This is a genomic window from Streptomyces sp. NPDC039480, assembly GCF_055597165.1.
This window is the reverse complement of sequence record NZ_JBVITX010000001.1, coordinates 1,404,216-1,422,569: the sequence shown is the minus strand read 5'-3', so window position 1 is coordinate 1,422,569 and position 18,354 is coordinate 1,404,216. Positions and strand designations below refer to the sequence as shown.

The window sequence follows — 18,354 nt, the reverse complement described above, 5'->3', positions numbered from 1 at the left end:
CCCGGCCAGATGCTTGTCCGAAACTTGTCAGACGCGCACGAGGGTGATGTCCTGCCGCCCAATCGCGTGGAACCTCGGCAGCGGGAGGCCGCTGCGGGTGTCCAGCTCCATCACGGTCGCCTCGACATGAGCCGCGCCCGGTTCCAGCTTGGATGCGGTACGGCCGCTGTTCTGCCAGCGGTGCTCCACGCCGTCGCAGACCGCGCGAGTGCCGCCGATGCCGTGTCGGACAACGGCGGAACTCTGGCGCACCGAGGAAGACACGAAGACCGGGCCCGCTCCACCCGAACAGCGGTAGGTGCCGGAGAGAGTGACGGTGCCGTCCGCGGCGAGCCTGCCGGTCCGGTCCACGGTCACCGTTTCCCCGGGAAGCCGGAGAACCTGGGGAACGGCGAACGCGTCGGTGACCGGAGCGGTGAGCAGGAGCAGTGCGGTGCCGATGGACGTGGCGGTGACCTGTCGCAAGGACATGTGAATTCCTCATGGCGTAGGGGCGCTCGGAACGAGGAGTTCCACATATACCCGGATGCCATCCACCCGGCACTCATTGACCCGATTTGTGTCGTGTCCCGGATCAGTAGCCGTAGATCATCTTGTAGGCAACCTCGGGGAGGAACTGACCAGCCGAGGAGCCGGCTCCGACGCCGCAGTCGCCGTCGGACTCCCCCGGGACCTTGATCCACAGGAGCATTTCCGCGCCACCGCCCAGCTGGGTGGGGGTGCCGATGCGGCGACCCGCGGGGTTGCACCACTGACCGTTGGAACCGTTGCCGTTGCGGCTCGTGTCCACGACGAACGGCTTGGTGTAGCCGTAACGGGCCTTGAGTTCACTGTTCACGGCGTTGCCGTACGCGGTGTTCTCGGCCGTGGTCAGGTAGTTGGAGACGTTGAGGGAGAAGCCGTGGGCCTGTCGGACACCGGCTTCGTGGAGGCGCCGGGCCATGGTCGCCGCGCTCGCCCAGGCCGGGTTGCCGGCGTCGAGATAGACCCAGGTGTTGGGGGCCTGGCGGTTGAACTCGGTGAGCGCGCCCTGGAGCATGGTCTCGCGTTCGTCGATCTGGGCCTGGGTCATACAGCCGTAGTCCCCGAGGGAGTCCGGTTCGAGGACGACGACGGCCGGGCGGTGGGCGATGCCGCCGGCGAACCGGGCGATCCAGTCCGCGTAGGCGGCCGGTGAGGGGGCTCCGCCCGCGGAGTGCCCGCCGCAGTAGTCGCGGTTGTAGATGTTGTAGGCGACGAGGAGGGGCAGCTTGTCCCGGGCGTCCGCGGCGCCGACGTACGCGCCGGTGGCGGTGCCGATGCTGCCGCTCCACGAACCGAACCAGCGGGCCGTCGGGGTGTCGGCGATGGAAGCCTTGATCGCAGGCGCCCGGCCGTCACCGGGGTTGGCGGCGGCCCACCGCTTCGCGCTCGAGTCGGGGTCCACGTAGAACCCGTTGGTCATGGTCGTCGGGTCGGCCGCGTGGGCCGGTGCGGCAGTGAGCGCCAGCGGCAGCGAGACGAGCGCTGTCAAGAGTGCGAGCAGTCTGCGGCGCATGAAAATACCTCGGCTTTCTGACAGTAATGCGGCGGACGGTCGGTGGTGCGCGGTTCAGGACCTGCGGAGCGGCTGTTTCCCTGCGGTCTACTTGACCCGCGTCTCGCACCACATCCGGCGCTCGTGTCCGACCTCGCGCACCGGGCCGGTCAGGGTGAGCGGCACGGTGTGGTGGACATGGGCGCTGGAAGCGGCGACGCGGAGTTCGAGGGCGCCGGGTTCGACGACGCGACGGCCGTCGGCGCCGGTGTACGCGGCGAGGTCGGCGGGGAACGTGGCGTGCACCTCGGCCGACGCGCCGGGCTCCAGCGGCACCCGGGCGTAGCCGACGAGGCGGACCTCGGGGCGGGCGACGGTGCCGACCGGGTCGTGCAGATAGAGCTGGACGACGTCGGTTCCGGGACGGTGGCCGGTGTTGCGGACGGTCAGGCGCAGCGCGGTCTCGCCGTCGGTGGTGAACTCCGTTGCGTCGCACACCGGTTGGCTCCAGCTGAACGTGGTGTACGACAGGCCGTGCCCGAACGGGTACAGGGGTGTCGGGTCCACGGAGCTGGGGAAGCCGTGCCGGCCGAGCGGCGGTGCGAGGTACGGGGCGGGCTGACCGCCCGGGTTGCGCGGCACCCCGACGGGCAGGCGCCCGGAGGGGGTGACACGGCCGGAGAGGACGCCCGCGACGACGCCGCCGCCCTCCTGCCCGGGAAAGAACGCCTGGACGACGGCGGCGGCCCGGTCGGCCCAGCGGCCGACTGCGTACGGCCTTCCGCTGAGCACGACGATGACGACCGGCACTCCGGAGGCCATTGCCTGGTCCAGTATCTCGCCCTGGCCGTACGGGAGTTGAAGATCTTCGGCGTCGCAGCCCTCGCCCGAGGAGCCGCGGCCGAACAGGCCCGACCGGTCTCCGACGACGGCCAGGCAGACGTCGGCCGCTGCCGGATCGTCGAGGAACACGGCGTCCGGGAACTCGGCGCGCAACGCCTCGGCGAGCGTCGGCACGTGGACGCCGGTGGGCAGCTCGGGGTGGTGCACGCCCACGTGCCGGGGGAATGTGTAGCAGCCGAGCATGGCGGCCTGCTCGTCGGCGAGCGGGCCGACGACGGCGATGCGCGGCCCGGCACCCAACGGCAGCACCCCGGAGTCGTTGGCGAGCAGGACGACCGACTCCTCGGCGACCTTGCTCGCCAGTTCCCGCAGATGCGGGGGGTTCAGGTCCACGGTCGCGCCTTCCGCGGCAGGCGCTGCGTCCGTGGCGGGCTCCCAGTCGGGGTCGAGCAACCCCAGTTCGCACTTCTGCGTGAGCACGCGCAGTGCGGCACGGTCCAGCAGGTTCTCGGGCAGCGGGTCGGCGGGGTCGAAGCAGCGCGCCGCCGGCAGCTCCACGTCTACACCGGCCGCGAGCGCGAGCCGCGCGGCACCGCCCTCGTCGGCGGCGATCCGGTGCGCCTCTTCGAGGAGCGAGACGCCGTAGTAGTCCGACACCACGGTTCCGGTGAACTGCCACTGTGTGCGCAGGAGTTGCGTGAGCAGTCCGCCGTCGGCATGGGCGGGCAGGCCGTCGACGTCGTTGTAGGCGGGCATCACGGAGCGGGCGCCGCCGTCGCGTACCGCCATCTCGAACGGCGGCAGGATCACGTCCGCGAGCTCTCGCGGGCCGAGCGAGGCGGGCGCGTGGTTGCGGGCGGCGCGCGAGGCCGAGTATCCGGCGAAGTGCTTGAGCGTGGCGACGATCCCCGCCGACTGGAGGCCGCGCACATAGGCGGTGCCGATGGTGCCGACGAGGTAGGGGTCCTCGCTGATCGTCTCCTCGGTCCGGCCCCAGCGCGGATCCCGTGCGACGTCCAGGACCGGGGCGAGCCCTTGGTGGACGCCGACGGCCCGCATCGACGCGCCGACGGCCTGCGCCATCTCGGTGATCAGCGCGGGGTCGTAGGTGGCGCCCCAGGCCAGCGGGGTCGGAAGGATGGTGGCCTGCCAGGCGGTGAACCCGGTCAGGCACTCCTCGTGGGCGATCGCGGGCAGGGCGAACCGGTTGCCGGCCTGGATCGTGCGCTGTAGTTCGGCGAGGCGGGCGACGCCCTCGGCGGGTGTGACGGGGACGGTGCCGAAGGGGCGGGTGAGGTGGCCGAGGCCGTGGGGCAGCAGGGCGTCGAGGGCGGCGCTGCGGGCCGCGTAGGTGTGCTGGCCGGGGGCGACATCGGAGACTCCGGCGCCGTCGGCATCGACGTCGGCGCCGATCCATACGCTGGTCAGCTGAGCGGTCTTCTCCTCGGTGGTCATTCGGGCGAGCAGGTTTGCCGCCCGGACGTGGGCGGGCAGGGTGGTGTCCTGCCATGGCTCGACCATGGAACTCCTCAAGTACGTCAAGTGCGTCAAGTGCGTCATGGGAAAGGCGTGTTCGCGCCTGGGGGCTCAGCCCTTGGTGGCGCCCGTGGTGATGCCGCCGATCAACTGCCGTTCGGCGACCGCGTAGAAAGCGAGGGCGGGCACCATGGCGAGGACGAGATAGGCGAAGACGCGGGCGATGTCGGTGCCGTACTGGCCCTGGAACTGCTGGACGCCGATGGGGATCGTCCACCAGGTCTGTTCACTGAACACCAGTAGCGGGAGAAGGAAGTTGTTCCAGCTGCCGACGATGGCGAGGATGGACACGGTGCCGAGCGCGGGCCGTGCCATGGGCAGCAGGATCCGCCAGAAGAAGCCGAACGCGGAGCAGCCGTCGAGGGTGGCGGCCTCCTCCAGTTCGCCGGGGATCTCCCGGAAGAAGCCGCGCAGGATGACGATGGTCATGGGCAGTCCGAACGCGGCCTGCGGCAGGATCACGCCCCAGGGGTTGTCGAGCAGTCCGAAGGTGCGCAGCAGGACGAACAGCGGCAGGATCGCCACGGCGAACGGGAACATCAGCCCCACGGCGAAGAGCGTGAAGAGCACCTCCCGGCCGCGGAAGGCGAAACGGGCGAGCGCGAAGGCGGCGAGGGCCGCGGCGCCCACCGTCAGCACGGTCGTGCCGACGGCGATCAGTGTGGAGGCACCGAGCATCCGCCAGAACGAGCCGGAGGCCAGTACGTCGGTGTAGTTGGACGTCACCCACGGCGAGGGCAGGCCGAACGTGTTGCGGGAGAGCTGGTCGGTGGACTTGAACCCGGAGACGAACGCGTACAGCAGCGGCGTGACCATGACGGCGCCGACCAGCCACAACGTCACGTACAGCGGCACGGAGCGCAGCTTCCTGCGCACGCCCGCGCTCATCGGGAGGCTCGCATGGTGGTGAGGGCTCCTTGGGTGTCGCGGCGCAGCACGGAGCGCTGGTAGACGAGGGCGAAGACGAGGCTGATGAGGAACATGGCGATGCTGATCGCGCTGGCGTAGCCCATCTGGTAGCGCTTGAAGCCGAACTGGAACATGGTCACGGCCATGGTTTCGGAGTGGTGGTCGGGGCCGCCCTGCGTGACCACCCACACCAGGTCGAAGAGCTGGATGGCGCCGATCACGGAGAGGAAGACGCTGATGCGGACCGTCGGCCCGAGCAGCGGCAGGGTGATGTGGCGGAAGCGCTGCCAGGCGTTCGCGCCGTCGATGCGGGCCGCCTCGTGCAGTTCGGCGGGGATGCCCTGCAGTCCGGCCAGGTACAGCATCATGTGGAAGCCGAAGTACTTCCACGTCATGACGAGGAACAGCGTCGGCAGCACATGGCCCTGGTCCGCGAACCACAGACCGCCGAGGCCGTCGAGGCCGACCGAGCCGAGCACCTTGTCGGCGAGCCCGTCGTCCGGTGCGAAGATCATGGAGAAGAGGACGCCGGTGACGACCTCCGACAGGACGTAGGGGGCGAAGAACAGCACGCGGTACAGGGCACGGCCGCGGAGTTTCCGGTTGAGCAGCACGGCCATGCCGAGCGCGAACGGCAGCTGCACGCAGACCGAGAACAGTACGAGCAGCAGGCCGCGCCACAGGTCACCGAGGAAGACCGGGTCGTGGAGGAGTCGGCTGTAGTTGTCGAGGCCGACGTAGTCCGAAGGGGACCCGAAACCACCCCAGTTGAAGAGGCTGACGTAGAGGGCGTACAGGATCGGGGCGAGCACGAGCGCGCCGAACAGGAGCAGGGCGGGCAGGGTGAAGCAGACGGCGGTCAGCCAGTCGGCGACCCGGCGGGCCCTCGGCCGGGCGGGCCTCCTGTCCGGCTGCCGCGGTGGGGCGGCGGGCTCGGGTGCTTTCACGTACGTGGAGGTCATATCGGTCATCGGTCACTGACTCTTCGCGACCTGGGTGATCGAACGGGCCACCTGCTCGGGCGACTTGGAACCGGCGATCAGGGCGGCGACCGAGTCGTTGATCTCCTGGCCGACGGCGGGCGGGTATGCCTGGTCGAGGTAGAGCTGGAAGCCGGTGGCCTTGTCGACGGTGTCGGAGACGAGCTTGAGGTTGCGGTCGGTCAGAGCGCTCGTCGCTTCCTTGACGACCGGCATGATCGAGGCCTCTTTGACGAGGATGCGGTCGGATTCGGCCGTCATGAAGAACCGCAGGAAGTCGATGGCTGCCTCGGGCGCGCCCTTGCGCACCGCGTAGCCGCCTCCGCCGCCGAAGACGTCGGTGAGGGCGCCCTTGCCGCCGTCGACCGCGGGGAACGGGAAGAACCCGAGGTCCTCGCCGATGCCCTTGCCCGCGTCGGCCTGCGCGACGGGCGCCCACTGGCCCATCAGCTCCATGGCCGCCTTGCCGTTGCCCATGGTGGCCGCCTCGCCGTTGGGCGTGGCGTACGCGGCACCGAGGTGGCCCTTCTGGAACGGCCGGAGCGAGACGAGGTCCTTGAGGTGCTCGCCCGCCTTGACGAAGTCGTCGCCGGTGAAGTCCTCGGCGTCAGCGGCCTTCCGCATGCCGTCGACTCCGGCGATCCGCATGGACAGGTAGGCCCAGTAGTACATGCCGGGCCATTTCTCCTTGCCCGCGATGGCGATGGGGGTGATGCCGGCGCTCTTCAGCTTCTCGACCGTGTCGAGGTAATCGACCCAGGTGGCGGGCGGCGCCTCGACGCCGGCGTCGGCGAACAGCGCCTTGTTGTACCAGAAGCCCACCGCTCCGATCTCGAAGGGCACGGCGTACGTCTTCCCGTCGGTCTCGTACGGCTTCAGCGAAGCCGGCATGAGCGTGTCCGCCCAGGGCCGGATGGACGGGGTCAGCTCCTCCACAAGACCGGCGTCGATCTGCTGCTCGAGCACACCACCGCCCCACGTGTGGTAGATGTCCGGAAGCTTTCCGGAACTGGTCAGCGCCGTCATCTTCGACTTGTAGGCGTCGTTCTCCATCGTGACGAGCTTGATGCGCACGTCGGGATGCTCGGCCTCGAACGCTTTGGCCCGCTCGGGCCAGACGGACTTCGACGGCTCCGTGGTCTGGATGTTCCACCACTCCACGACGGTCCTGCCCTCGCTGTCGGTGGTGGTGGACCCGGAGTCCGAGCAGGCGGAGAGGCCGGCCGCGCCCAGCCCCACCGCCGACGCGGCCCCCAGGAACCGGCGGCGGGAGAGAGCTGTTGACGCGGCGCCGGACGCGGACGTGGCGGCTCGGTCGAAGGCTGGCATGACGCACCTTCCGGAATAGTTCCGAGAATTATCGAGAAGTGGCCATGGAAGTTACGGGTATACGTCGGGGGCGTCAACGGCCCTGACAGAAACGGGCGTTGACGCCCCCGGTGGGTGCTGTTCCGCTACGCGGGGCGCTGTGCTGTTAGGCGGGGTGCTGTTGCGCTACTCGGGGCGCGGTGGCGCTACGCGAGGCGCGGTGGCGCTACACGTGGCGCGGTGGCGCGGTGCTCGCGCGGACCACCAGCTCGGTCGCGAGTTCCACCCTCGGCGACGCCAGCTCGACGTCCCGTGCGAGGTCGAGCAGCATCCGCGCCGCCACCTTGCCCATGTCGGACAGGGGCTGACGGACCGTCGTGAGGGGAGGCGACGACCAGCGCACCTCCGGCAGGTCGTCGAAGCCGACGACGCTCATGTCCTCCGGCACGCGGAGGCCGCGACGGCGCAGTGCCTCGATCGCGCCGAGCGCCATCTGGTCGCTCGCGGCGAAGATCGCGGTCGGCGGTTCGGCGAGGTCCAACAGCCGTCCGGCGCCGGTGAATCCGGACTCATGGTAGAAGTCACCGGGCACCACGAGCGCGTCGTCGACGGCGGCCCCGGCCACGTCGAGCGCGGCCCGGTAGCCGTCGAGCCGGGCCCGTGAGCACAGCAGCCGCGGCGGGCCCTCGATGAACCCGATGCGCCGGTGTCCGAGCTGGAGCACGTGCTCGGTCGCCGCCATCCCGCCCGCCCAGTTCGTGGCGCCGACGGTCGGCGCCTCGGTGGCGGGGGAACCGGCCGGGTCGATCACCACCAACGGCACGCCCAGACGCCGCAGTTCGTCGTGGAGGCCCGGTTCGAGCACCGACGTCACGAGGATCACTCCGTCGGAGGCACGGGCCCGCAGATTGGTCATCCACTGCCGCGCCGCGCCCGCCCGGTCGTGGATCGCGGAGACCACCGTGCCGACACCTGCCTCGTGTGCGACCTCCTCCACACCCCGGATGATCTCGACGGCCCACGGGCTGTCCAGGTCGTTGAAGACCAGGTCGAGCAGTGCCGCCCGGGCGCCGGGCGCGGCCGGGCGGCGCCGGTAGCCGTGCCGGTGCAGCAGGTCCTCGATCCGCGCGCGGGTCGCCGACGAGACGTCCGAACGTCCATTGACGACGCGCGAGACGGTCGGCACGGACACGCCGGCCTCCCGGGCGATCTCGGCGATCGTGACCTTCGCCGCCCCGTCCGGGCTCCGTGAGCCTGTCTGGCGCTGACCGACTGTCTGACGCTGGGTTCCCGTCTTGCGCTGGGCTCCTGCCTTGCGCTGAGTGGCTGCCTTGCGCTGAGTTGCCGCCTTGCGCTGCGTGCCTTCCCCGGCCACCGTCCCCACCTCCCCGTCACTGGCCCCCCGGAAAGTCCGGACGCCTTCCGGAAACCGTAAGACATCCGGATGGTGCGACGTCAGGTTGGAAGGAATCGAACGGGGCATCCGGTTTCCCTGGGAACGGGAGGATGCCATGACCATGACGGAACGACCGGCCGAGCCGACGGACGAGAACGCCGTCCGCTGTCCGCGTCACGACAGTGACGGCCAGGAGTGCGGCGGTACCGAGGCGCCGGAGTCCGCGCGCGAGCGGGTCAACCGCCGCTGGAACGAGATTCTGCAGGAGACGCGTGTCGCCCAGACGGGCGTGCAGATCCTCTTCGGATTCCTGCTCAGTGTGGCGTTCACCCCTCTGTTCCGGGAGCTGGAGACGTTCGACCGCGTGGTCTACGTCGTCACTGTGGTCCTGGGCGCGTCGGCCACGGGATCGTTGATAGCGCCTGTCTCCATCCACCGCTTCCTGTCCGGTCAGCGCATGAAGGACGAGGTGGTGCAGACCGCGGGGCGCCTGATGATGTGCGGCATGGTCCTCCTCGCGTTGACCATCGGCTGCACGCTCCTGTTGATCCTGCGCATCGTGGTGCCCGGCCCGCTCGCCGAAGCCCTCGTCGGCGGCGTCATGCTGTGGTTCGGCATCTGCTGGTTCGCGCTGCCGCTGCGCTTGCGGCACCGCGCCGCACAGCGGACGACGCAGCCGCGCGAAGACTGAGGTTGCGCGAGGTTCACCCCTCCGAGGCGTCGGCCATGCGACCACCGACGCGGGCCGCGGTCTCCCGGAGCCATATGTGGGCCGCGTCATGCGTGTGTACGGGGTGCCACCACAACGCCTGCCGCAAGGGCACCGCCTCGTACGGTGGCTCCACCACGCGCACGGCGGCGAGCGGCGCGAGGAGCCGGGCGAGGCGGGCCTGGATCAGGGCGATGCGCTGGGTGCCCGCGACCAGCAGCGGCATGATCTGGAAGCTCTCGACGGACACCTCGACCCGGGGTTCGATGCCCAGCATGCCGAGCTGCCGGACGGCCGGTGCGTCGTAGGTGCGTTGGTAGGTGACCCAGGGGCAGGCGGGCCAGGTCCTCGTGGGTCAGCCGGTCGTCGATGCTCGGGTGGTCGTCGGCGACCAGGAAGACCCACCGGTCCTGGTAGAGGTCGGTGGCCGGGAAGTCGCTGATGACGCCGTGCGGCATGAGCAGTCCGTCGATGGTGCTCAGGAGTGTGTCCGTGGCGTCCACCACGGTGGTCGGGGTCTGCGCGAAACGCAGCCGGATGCCGGGAGCCTCCTCGTGCACGACCCGGGCGAGTTCGGCGCCGAAGACGGCCACCGCGTAGTCGGACGCCACCAGTGTGAACTCTCGGCTCTCCCTGGCCGGATCGAAGGACGCCTGGCTGGCGAAGAGGCGCTCCAGCAGGTCGTACGCGGTGGACACGCGGGCCAGGAGCACCTGGCCGAGGGCGGTGAGTTCGTAGTGGCCGCCGACACGGGCCAGCAGGTCGTCGTCGAAGTGGCGGCGCAGGCGTGCCAGCGCCGCACTCATCGCCGGCTGGCTGAGGCCGACGCGCTGCCCGGCACGGGTGACGTTGCGCTCTTCCAGCAGAGCGCGCAGGGCGACGACGAGATTGAGATCCAGACGACTGAGATTCACGGGCGCATTCCTAGCTCTTTCCCTAGCTCTTTCCCTAGCTCTTTCCCGGCTGTTTCGCTGGCTGTTTCGTTGGCTGTTTCTCTAGCTGTACGGCGACGACCTGCGGAAATTCGCCGCGTGGATGCCGACCATCCACAGGATCTATTTCCTTGATCGCGGGTGGCGGGTCCAGATTAGAGCCATCGCAATCAGGAGGACATCCGTGAAACCTGAAGCCGCGTCCGCTCTCTTCGCCGGACCCTTCGCGCTGGCCACCCTTTCCGTCCCTGGGGAGCCGGCCTTCCCCACTCTCGTCACCCCCGACGCCCAGGTGGTCGATGTCCGATCCGCCCTCGGCGACGCCGAGTTGACCATGAGGAGGATTCTGGAGCGCTGGGACGCGGTGGCGCCGCGGCTGACGGCGCTGGCCGACGACAGGACCGTCCGGCGCGAGCCGCTCGCGGAGTTCCGGGTGCACGCGCCGGTCGAGCCGCGCCAGGTGTTCCAGTCCGGCGCGAACTACCGGCAGCACGTCATCGACCTGCATGTCGCGCACCGGGCGCCGGGCGACGACCGTTCGGAGGAGGAGCGGCGCGCCGAAGCCGCGGAGCTCATGGACCGGCGTGCGGCCGAGGACCTGCCGTACGTGTTCATCGGCCTGCCGAGTGCGATCACGGGCCCGTACGACGACGTGATACTGCCCACCTGGGCCGAGCAACCGGACTGGGAACTGGAGTTGGCGGCCGTGATCGGGCGCCCCGCCCACCGGGTCTCCGCGGAACAGGCGTTGGAGTACGTCGCCGGGTACACGATCGCCAACGACCTGACCGACCGCGCGGCCGTCTTCCGCCGGGACATGCCGCAGATCGGCACGGACTGGCTGCGGAGCAAGAACGCGCCCGGCTTCACCCCGCTCGGCCCGTGGCTCGTGCCCGCCGCATCGGTCGGCGACCCGGGCGACCTGCGCCTGACGCTCAAGCTCAACGGCGAGACCATGCAGGACGAGTCCACCAAGGACATGCTCTTCGACGTGGCCCGCATGGTCTCGTACGCTTCACAGACCGCCCGGCTCCTCCCCGGCGACCTGGTCCTGACGGGCTCCCCCGCCGGCAACGGCATGCACTGGGGGCGGTTCCTGCGCGACGGCGACGTCATGGACGGCGCCATCTCCGGCCTCGGCGCGCAGCGCACGCGCTGCGTCGCGGAGATGACGTCGTGACCCCGGACCGCACCGACCCGGAAGGCGCCATCGCCGCGGCGGCCAAGTCGTTCTCGAACTGGGGGCGTTGGGGCGCCGACGACCGCCTGGGCACCCTGAACTTCCTGGACGAGGCCAAGCGGCGCGAAGGCGCGGCGCTCGTGCGGCGCGGCGTCAGCTTCTCCCTGTCCCAGCGCTTCGACATGGACGGCCCGCAGCGGGGCTGGCGCCGCCGCACCAACCCCGTCCACACGATGCTCGACACCGGCACGGACGCCGCCCTGGCCAACCAGGGCTTCCCGCACGGTCACGGCGGCTCCGACGACGTGATCTCCATGCCGCTGCAGTGCTCCACCCAGTGGGACGGCCTCGGGCACATCTTCGACCACGGCATCGCCTGGAACGGCCGCGCCGCAGAGAAGGTCGTCACCTCCGCCGGGGACCAGGTCACCGGCATCGAACACATGGCGCCGCACATCGCAGGACGCGGCGTCCTGCTCGACGTCGGCCGCGTCCTCGGCGACGTCGACGGCGAGCTGCCCGACGCGTTCGCTATCACCGAGGAGCACCTGGAGCGGACGGCCGCGGCCCACGGCGTGCGGGTCGGGCGCGGCGACATCGTCACGGTGCGCACCGGGCGGCTCGCACGCGCCCGCCGCGAGGGCTGGGGCGAGTACGCGGGTGGGCCTGCGCCCGGCCTGTCCTTCACCTGTGCGGGCTGGCTGCACCGCACGGAGATCGCCGCGATCGCCACCGACACCTGGGGCTTCGAGGTGCGGCCCAATGAATTCGAGCACGCCTTCCAGCCTTTGCACCAGGTCGCCATCCCCCACATCGGGCTGCTCATCGGTGAGATGTGGGACCTGGACGGGCTCGCCGAGGACTGCGCGGCCGATGGCGCGTACGCGTTCTGGCTCACCGCCGCGCCGCTGCCCATCACCGGCGCCGTCGGCTCCCCCGTCAATCCGGTCGCCGTCAAGTAGGCCGTGGAACCAAGGAGTTCTCCATGAATGACCCCCGCACGGTCCTCGTCGTCGGCGGCGGCGCGGCTGGCAACGCCGTGACGATCCTGCTGCGCCGCGCCGGACTCGCGGTGGACCTGATCGAGGCCAAGGACGACTGGAACGCCACCGCCGGATCGGGCATCACCCTCCAGGGCAACGCCCTGCGCGTCCTGCGTGAACTCGGCGTCTGGGAGCAGGTGGCGGCATCCGGTTTCGGCTTCAGTTCGATCGGCATCGTCGCTCCCGACGGCACGGTCCTGCACGCGCAGGACGACCTGCGCACCGGCGGCGACGATCTGCCCGCCACCGTCGGCATGCAACGCCCCCGGCTCCAGCAGATCCTCAGCGAGGCGGTCCGCGCGAGCGGCGCGTCGGTCCGGCTCGGCACCACCGCCGAGATCCTGGGCCAGGACACCGACGGCGTCTCCGTCCGGCTCTCCGACGGCACCGAGGCCCGCTACGACCTGGTGATCGCCGCCGACGGCCTCGGTTCGGCGACCCGCGCCGCGATCGGCGTCACCGTCAAGCCCGAACCCACCGGCATGGCCATCTGGCGCGTCGCGGCCCCCCGCCCGCCCGGCGTCACCCGCGCCGACCTCACCTACGGCGGTCCCGCCCATATCGCCGGCTACTGCCCCACCAGCGACACCACCCTGTACGCCTTCGTCGTCGAGGCCCACCGCGACCGCGCCTCCATACCCCGCGAGACGTACGCGGACGAGATGCGCCGACTCGCGTCGGCCTACGGTGGCCGCTGGCCCGAGATCACCGAGCACATCACCGACCCGGCGAAGGTCAACTACACGTGGTTCGACCGGCTGTTGGTCGAAGGCTCCTGGCACCGCGGCCGTGTCGTCCTCGTCGGTGACGCCGCCCACTGCTGCCCGCCCACTCTGGCCCAGGGCGCCGCCCTGTCCCTGGAGGACGCCTGGGTCCTCGCCCAGACCCTGACCGGGTCCGACACCTGGGACGACGCGCTGTTCCAGGCGTACTACGAACGGCGGATCGCCCGCGTTCGGCCGGTCGTCGAGGCTTCCGTCCAGATCGGACAGTGGCAGCTCGACGGGGTGCGGGGTGACGTGCCGGGTCTCATGGCCCGCACCATGACCATGCTCAGGGAACTGCCGTGACGGCTCAGGGAACTGCCGCGTACGCAGCCACCGTTGACGTGCACGCCCACGTCCTGCTCCCCGAGGTCGACGCCCTTGTGGAGGGTCTGTCGGGGTTCGCCGAGGCACGCGCTCTGGACGCCCGCCGCAACGGCCCGGACGCCCTGGCGGTCAGCGGGTCCATGGTCCGTGAACGCCTCCCGCGACTGACCGACCCGGTCGTGCGGCTGGCCGCGATGGACGCCCAGGGCGTGGATGTCCAGCTGGTCAGCCCCTCCCCCTCGCACTACCACTACTGGGCCGACGAGGAGACCGCCGAGAAGGTGTACCGGCTGGCGAACGAGGCGGCGGCCGCGCACTGCTCGGCCGCCCCCGACCGGCTGCGCGGACTGGGTCTCGTACCGCTCCAGCACCCGGCGCTCGCCGTCGAGGCGCTCGACCACGCGCTCGCGCAGGGCCTGCTCGGCGTGGAGATCTCCAGCCACGCCCCCGGCCGCGAGCTCTCCGACCCCGCCTACGAACCCTTGTGGACCCGGGCCGAGGATTCTGGCGCCCTGCTCTTCCTGCACCCCTTCGGCTGCACGCTCGACGAGCGCCTGAACCGGTGGTACCTGGCCAACACGGTCGGCCAGCCCACCGAGAACGCCGTCGCGCTCTCGCATCTGATCTTCTCCGGGGTGCTGGACCGGCACCCCGCGCTGAAGCTGATCGCGGCGCACGGCGGCGGTTACCTGCCCACCCACATCGGCCGCTCCGACCACGCCTGGTCGGCCCGCCCCGACGCGGCCACCGGCTGCGCACACCCGCCCAGCAGCTATCTGAAACGGCTGTACTTCGACTCCCTGGTCCACGACCCGCACGTCCTGCGGGAGCTGGTCCGGGCCGCCGGGGCCGACCGGGTGCTGCTCGGCTCGGACTTCCCCTTCGACATGGGCACCGAGAACCCCGTCGGTGCCCTGCGTGCCGCGCGTCTCTCCGAAGCCGACTTCCACGCCGTACGGGGCGGCAACGCCTCCGCCCTCCTCCGGAAGGACTGACACCATGCGCCTGCTCACTCACCTGCGGCACGTCGACCTCGCCGTGCCCGACTACGACAAGCAACTCGACTTCTACGCCGGTGTATGGGGCCTGACCAAGGTCGCCGAGGACTCCGGCATCTCCTTCCTCGCCGCCGAGGGCTCCCCGGAGCAGTACGTCGTACGGCTGCGCAAGGCCGCGGAGAAGCGACTCGACCTGATCTCGTACGGTGCCGCGTCCGCCGCCGACGTCGACACCCTCGCCGAACAACTCCTCGCGGGCGGCGTGCGGTTGGTGTCCCGTCCCGGCAAGGTCGACACCCCCGGCGGCGGCTACGGTTTCCGCTTCTTCGACGTCGACGGGCGCACCATCGAGGTCTCCGCGGATGTCCAGGTCCGCCGGCACCGCAGGATCGAGGAGAAGGAGGCGATCCCGGTCAAGCTTTCCCACGTCGTCCTCAACTCCCCCGACCTGAACCGCACCCGCGAGTGGTACGAGCGCCACCTCGGCTTCGCGCTGTCCGACACGCTCAGCTCACCGCACATGGGCGAGGTCATGCACTTCATGCGGATCAGCAGCCAGCACCACTCCATGGCCCTGGCGAAAGGCCCGCACACGTCGCTGCACCACGTGTCCTTCGAGATGCGCGGCATCGACGAGTACATGCGCGGTTCCGGACGCGTCACGCGGGCGGGCTTCACCAAGATCTGGGGGCCGGGGCGGCACCTGGCCGGGGACAACACCTTCACGTACTTCCTCGACCCGCACGGCAACACCGTCGAGTACACCACCGAGCTGGAGTGCCTGGACGAGGACACCTGGCACCCCCACGTCTACGACTTCTCCCGGCCCGAGGTCACCGACCAGTGGGGCACCGCCAACCCCATGAACGAACTGGTCGCCAAGGAGTCCTTCAACGACCCCGACCCCGGCGTCTTCACCGCCCCACCGGTCTAGGCCGGCCCGCCACCCACCCCTCTTCGATCTCCCACGCCGCTGGAGCCGCACCATGCGTTTCGCCGCCTACGAACACCGACACCGCCGCCGGGTGGCGGTCGCCGAGGGGGACGGCACTCTCTTCCCGCTGCCGGGCGTCACCTCGCTCACCGACCTGCTCTGGGAGACCGGCGGGCTCCCGGAGCTGCTCGCCGCCGGCGCGGCGGCCCTCGACGTACCCCCTGGACCGCACGTCTCCGAGGTCCGGCTCCTGACTCCCCTCCAGCCCGCGTCGGTGCGGGACTTCGTCACCTTCGAGGAACACGTCGAAGGGGTACGCCGCTCGGTGGAGGGAACCGGCGGCGTCCCGGAACAGTGGTACGCGGCGCCGACCTTCTACTTCACCAACCCCCATGCGATCCACGGCCCGCACGACGGCATACCCGTGCCGCCCGGTTCCGCCGTCCTGGACTTCGAGCTGGAGGTGGGCGCCGTGATCGGCCGGGAGGGCCGCGATCTCACCCCGGAGCGGGCGCGCGACCACATCGTCGGCTACACCGTCTTCAACGACTGGTCCGCCCGCGACCTCCAGAGCGCGGAGATGAAGGTCGGCCTCGGCCCCTGCAAGGGCAAGGACACCGCCACCACCCTCGGCCCGTACCTCGTCACCGCCGACGAACTGGCACCCCACCGCGACGCCGACGGCTTTCTGCGGCTCGCCCTCACCGCCGCGATCAACGGCGAGACCGTGGGCAAGGACCTGCTGTCCAACATGAGCTGGACCTTCGAGGAGATGACCGCCTACGCCTCCCGCGGCACACGGGTCGTCCCCGGCGACGTACTCGGCTCCGGCACCTGCGGCAACGGCGGCTGCCTCGCCGAACTGTGGGGCCGCGGCGGCAAGCACACCGTGCCGCCGCTCGAGCCCGGCGACACCGTCACCCTCACCGTCGAAGGCATCGGCACCCTCACCAACACCGTCGTACCAGGCGTCGAACCCGTCCCGCTGCCGACCGGGAGACGCCGGTCCCGGGAACGGCCATGAGCGACAATGGCCCCACGGTTCTTTGTCGTCACAGTAGTTGCGCACCCAGGGCAGCACAGGCGTGCGCGCGGAGAGGGGAAGACGTGAGTGTGAGCCGGCACCCGTCAGACGTATCGAGCAGGCTGAACACCGGAGTCGCGCACAACGCGCGGGTGTGGAACTACTGGATCGGCGGGAAGGACCACTACGAGGTCGACCAGCAGGTCGGTGACCAGGTCGCCACGATGTTCCCGGTGATCCGCGACGTGGCTCGCGCGGACCGCGAGTTCCTCGGCCGCGCGGTGCGCTTCCTGACCGCCGAGCGCGGGGTGCGGCAGTTCCTGGACATCGGCACCGGGCTGCCGACCCTGGACAACACCCACGAGATCGCCCAGCGGATCGCGCCCGAGTCCCGGATCGTCTACGTCGACAACGACCCCATCGTGCTCGTCCACGCCCGCAGCCTGCTGGTCGGCACCCCGCAGGGCGCCACCGACTACATCGACGCCGACGCCCACCAGCCGGACAGCGTCATCGAGGGTGCCTCGGCGACTCTCGACCTCGACCGGCCCGTCGCGGTCATGATGCTGGGCATCCTCAACTTCGTCCTCGACACGGAACAGGCACGGGACATCGTGCGCCGGATCATGTCCTCGGTGCCGTCCGGCAGTTACCTCGCCATGACGCATCCGACCACCGACCCCGACCTCGGCGGCGAGGGCAACGTCGAGGCCATGAAGTTCTGGAACGAGAACGCCACGCCGCCGATCACCGCCCGCAGCCGTGCGGAGATCAGCGCGTTCTTCGACGGCCTCGACCTGCTCACGCCCGGCCTCGTGTCGTGCTCGCGGTGGCGCGCCGAGTCGGAATCGGCAACGGTACTCCCCCAGTTCGGAGCGGTAGCCGTGAAACCCTGAGAACATCGCACTCCTCGTCGTCGACGTGCAGGAGGGCGTCGTCGAAGCGGCTCACCAGCGTGACGCCGTCGTCGCGAACGTGGCCGGCCTCGTCGAGCGGGCTCGGCGGGAAGGGGTCCCGGTCGTCTGGGTCCAGCACTCCGACGAGGCGCTCACCAAGGGCAGCGACGGCTGGCGGATCGCCCAGGAGCTCACGCCGACGGACGCGGAACCTCTCGTCGAGAAGCACTACGGCGACTCCTTCGAGGACACCACTCTGGAGACCGTCCTGTCGGGGCTCGGTGCAGGGCGGCTCGTCGTGGCCGGCGCGGTTACCGACGCGTGCGTCCGCTCCACGCTCCACGGCGCGCTGGCCAGGGGATATGACGTGACCCTGGCCAGCGACGCCCACACGACGAGCGACAAGACGGCATGGGGTGCGCCGCCGCCGGACCAGGTCATCGCGCACACGAATCTGTACTGGAGCCACCAGGCGGCTCCGGGGCGGACGGCAGAAGCCGTCGAGGCCGAGAACGTCGCCTTCGGCAGCACAATCTGACGTCCTGCTCGCACCCCTGGCGGGCATGCCTCGGTGCGGCGCACGGTGGGGGGAAGCCGGGCGTCAGCCGTCCTTGCCCATGGCCTTGCGGACCGCGTCCTTGGTGCGGTCCATGAGCGCGGCCACCGGGCCGAGGGCCACGTTGGCCGTACCGGATTCCACGCCGGGGTGCGGCCGGGTGGGTGCCATGGCCTCGGCTGCCTTGACGGCCTTGGCCATGGCGGCGAGGTTCGCGGCGTCGGTGCCGCGCCGGATGTGGGGGAACTCGTACCGCTCCTCGGCGCGCGCGTGCTCCTGGACGTCCTGGCGCAGCTTCAGGAGCTGGGGCATGAACTTGGGGTCGTCGGTGTCGTAGTCGTCGAGCGCGGCGAGGGTCTCCTTGGCCGCCCTCTCCTCGGCGAGCCGGTCCGCCACGACCTGTTTGCCGCCCGTGAGCCCGCGCCGGGCGAAGGGGTGGACGACTTCCTCCTCGGCGGTCTCGTGCACGGCGAGCAGCCGCACCAACCTGCGGAAGGCGGGCA

Annotated in this window: 16 protein-coding genes and 2 pseudogenes; 9 read left to right on the top strand and 9 right to left on the bottom strand. The window is 70.5% G+C overall.

What is annotated here, in order from left to right; all coding sequences use genetic code 11:
* Nucleotides 1-27: 27 nt before the first annotated feature.
* The 7 genes from ACZ56E_RS05750 to ACZ56E_RS05720 all read right to left on the bottom strand — a co-directional run bounded on the left by ACZ56E_RS05750 (nt 28) and on the right by ACZ56E_RS05720 (nt 8,311).
* Entirely contained in the window at nt 28-471 is a 444-nt protein-coding gene (locus tag ACZ56E_RS05750) for a DUF6299 family protein (RefSeq protein WP_471211387.1), read from the bottom strand.
* A gap of 103 nt (nt 472-574) precedes the next feature.
* Nucleotides 575-1,537, bottom strand: coding sequence for a glycoside hydrolase family 6 protein (locus ACZ56E_RS05745; protein ID WP_471211385.1), 963 nt, complete (start codon nt 1,535-1,537; stop codon nt 575-577).
* Between the two features lie 87 nt (nt 1,538-1,624).
* Entirely contained in the window at nt 1,625-3,880 is a 2,256-nt protein-coding gene (locus ACZ56E_RS05740; protein WP_471211382.1) for a beta-glucosidase, read from the bottom strand.
* A 66-nt stretch (nt 3,881-3,946) separates the two neighbouring features.
* The gene (locus tag ACZ56E_RS05735; RefSeq protein WP_468306772.1) at nt 3,947-4,783 is read right to left on the bottom strand and encodes a carbohydrate ABC transporter permease; all 837 of its coding nucleotides are present in this window, start codon (nt 4,781-4,783) and stop codon (nt 3,947-3,949) included.
* Entirely contained in the window at nt 4,780-5,766 is a 987-nt protein-coding gene (locus ACZ56E_RS05730) for a carbohydrate ABC transporter permease (RefSeq protein ID WP_471211578.1), read from the bottom strand. Before ACZ56E_RS05730 ends, ACZ56E_RS05735 begins: the two co-directional genes overlap by 4 nt.
* 12 nt (nt 5,767-5,778) lie before the next feature.
* Complete coding sequence (locus tag ACZ56E_RS05725; RefSeq protein ID WP_471211380.1) at nt 5,779-7,113, bottom strand: extracellular solute-binding protein; 1,335 nt, start codon at nt 7,111-7,113, stop codon at nt 5,779-5,781.
* A 205-nt stretch (nt 7,114-7,318) separates the two neighbouring features.
* Nucleotides 7,319-8,311 carry a LacI family DNA-binding transcriptional regulator gene (locus ACZ56E_RS05720; protein ID WP_471211576.1) on the bottom strand — a complete coding sequence of 331 codons (993 nt, stop codon included), beginning with the start codon at nt 8,309-8,311 and terminating at the stop codon, nt 7,319-7,321.
* A 292-nt stretch (nt 8,312-8,603) separates the two neighbouring features.
* Here ACZ56E_RS05720 and ACZ56E_RS05715 point away from each other — a divergent pair, with 292 nt between their 5' ends.
* The gene (locus ACZ56E_RS05715) at nt 8,604-9,179 is read left to right on the top strand and encodes a DUF6328 family protein (protein ID WP_471211378.1); all 576 of its coding nucleotides are present in this window, start codon (nt 8,604-8,606) and stop codon (nt 9,177-9,179) included.
* A gap of 13 nt (nt 9,180-9,192) precedes the next feature.
* Here the strand turns inward: ACZ56E_RS05715 and ACZ56E_RS05710 are convergent.
* Nucleotides 9,193-10,111 (bottom strand): annotated as a pseudogene (locus ACZ56E_RS05710) (LysR family transcriptional regulator).
* Nucleotides 10,112-10,313: 202 nt separating this feature from the next.
* Between ACZ56E_RS05710 and ACZ56E_RS05705 the strand changes: the two are divergent.
* The 8 genes from ACZ56E_RS05705 to ACZ56E_RS05670 all read left to right on the top strand — a co-directional run bounded on the left by ACZ56E_RS05705 (nt 10,314) and on the right by ACZ56E_RS05670 (nt 17,833).
* Entirely contained in the window at nt 10,314-11,309 is a 996-nt protein-coding gene (locus tag ACZ56E_RS05705) for a fumarylacetoacetate hydrolase family protein (protein WP_471211375.1), read from the top strand.
* Nucleotides 11,306-12,271, top strand: a complete 966-nt coding sequence (locus tag ACZ56E_RS05700) for a cyclase family protein (RefSeq protein ID WP_471211374.1) — start codon at nt 11,306-11,308, stop codon at nt 12,269-12,271. Before ACZ56E_RS05705 ends, ACZ56E_RS05700 begins: the two co-directional genes overlap by 4 nt.
* 23 nt (nt 12,272-12,294) lie before the next feature.
* Nucleotides 12,295-13,422 (top strand): FAD-dependent oxidoreductase, encoded by a 1,128-nt coding sequence (locus tag ACZ56E_RS05695; RefSeq protein ID WP_471211371.1) that lies wholly within the window; start codon nt 12,295-12,297, stop codon nt 13,420-13,422.
* Nucleotides 13,419-14,438 (top strand): amidohydrolase family protein, encoded by a 1,020-nt coding sequence (locus tag ACZ56E_RS05690; RefSeq protein ID WP_471211369.1) that lies wholly within the window; start codon nt 13,419-13,421, stop codon nt 14,436-14,438. Before ACZ56E_RS05695 ends, ACZ56E_RS05690 begins: the two co-directional genes overlap by 4 nt.
* A 4-nt stretch (nt 14,439-14,442) precedes the next feature.
* A complete protein-coding gene (locus ACZ56E_RS05685) occupies nt 14,443-15,375 on the top strand; it encodes a VOC family protein (protein ID WP_471211368.1) in 933 nt (310 codons plus the stop codon).
* 52 nt (nt 15,376-15,427) lie between these two features.
* Nucleotides 15,428-16,399 carry a fumarylacetoacetate hydrolase family protein gene (locus tag ACZ56E_RS05680; protein WP_471211365.1) on the top strand — a complete coding sequence of 324 codons (972 nt, stop codon included), beginning with the start codon at nt 15,428-15,430 and terminating at the stop codon, nt 16,397-16,399.
* An 83-nt stretch (nt 16,400-16,482) separates the two neighbouring features.
* Nucleotides 16,483-17,295 (top strand): SAM-dependent methyltransferase, encoded by an 813-nt coding sequence (locus ACZ56E_RS05675; RefSeq protein WP_471211363.1) that lies wholly within the window; start codon nt 16,483-16,485, stop codon nt 17,293-17,295.
* Between the two features lie 4 nt (nt 17,296-17,299).
* Nucleotides 17,300-17,833 (top strand): isochorismatase family protein, encoded by a 534-nt coding sequence (locus ACZ56E_RS05670; RefSeq protein WP_471211573.1) that lies wholly within the window; start codon nt 17,300-17,302, stop codon nt 17,831-17,833.
* 63 nt (nt 17,834-17,896) lie between these two features.
* Here the strand turns inward: ACZ56E_RS05670 and ACZ56E_RS05665 are convergent.
* Nucleotides 17,897-18,349, bottom strand: a pseudogene (locus tag ACZ56E_RS05665) (hemerythrin domain-containing protein); the annotation flags it as partial.
* Nucleotides 18,350-18,354 lie beyond the last annotated feature (5 nt).

What these genes read in the sequence shown, in the direction of transcription:
- ACZ56E_RS05750 (WP_471211387.1), bottom strand. Translation starts at nt 471, where the DNA reads ATGTCCTTGCGACAGGTCACCGCCACGTCCATCGGCACCGCACTGCTC.
- ACZ56E_RS05745 (WP_471211385.1), bottom strand. Translation starts at nt 1,537, where the DNA reads ATGCGCCGCAGACTGCTCGCACTCTTGACAGCGCTCGTCTCGCTGCCG.
- ACZ56E_RS05740 (WP_471211382.1), bottom strand. Translation starts at nt 3,880, where the DNA reads ATGGTCGAGCCATGGCAGGACACCACCCTGCCCGCCCACGTCCGGGCG.
- ACZ56E_RS05735 (WP_468306772.1), bottom strand. Translation starts at nt 4,783, where the DNA reads ATGAGCGCGGGCGTGCGCAGGAAGCTGCGCTCCGTGCCGCTGTACGTG.
- ACZ56E_RS05730 (WP_471211578.1), bottom strand. Translation starts at nt 5,766, where the DNA reads ATGACCTCCACGTACGTGAAAGCACCCGAGCCCGCCGCCCCACCGCGG.
- ACZ56E_RS05725 (WP_471211380.1), bottom strand. Translation starts at nt 7,113, where the DNA reads ATGCCAGCCTTCGACCGAGCCGCCACGTCCGCGTCCGGCGCCGCGTCA.
- ACZ56E_RS05715 (WP_471211378.1), top strand. Translation starts at nt 8,604, where the DNA reads ATGACCATGACGGAACGACCGGCCGAGCCGACGGACGAGAACGCCGTC.
- ACZ56E_RS05695 (WP_471211371.1), top strand. Translation starts at nt 12,295, where the DNA reads ATGAATGACCCCCGCACGGTCCTCGTCGTCGGCGGCGGCGCGGCTGGC.
- ACZ56E_RS05685 (WP_471211368.1), top strand. Translation starts at nt 14,443, where the DNA reads ATGCGCCTGCTCACTCACCTGCGGCACGTCGACCTCGCCGTGCCCGAC.
- ACZ56E_RS05680 (WP_471211365.1), top strand. Translation starts at nt 15,428, where the DNA reads ATGCGTTTCGCCGCCTACGAACACCGACACCGCCGCCGGGTGGCGGTC.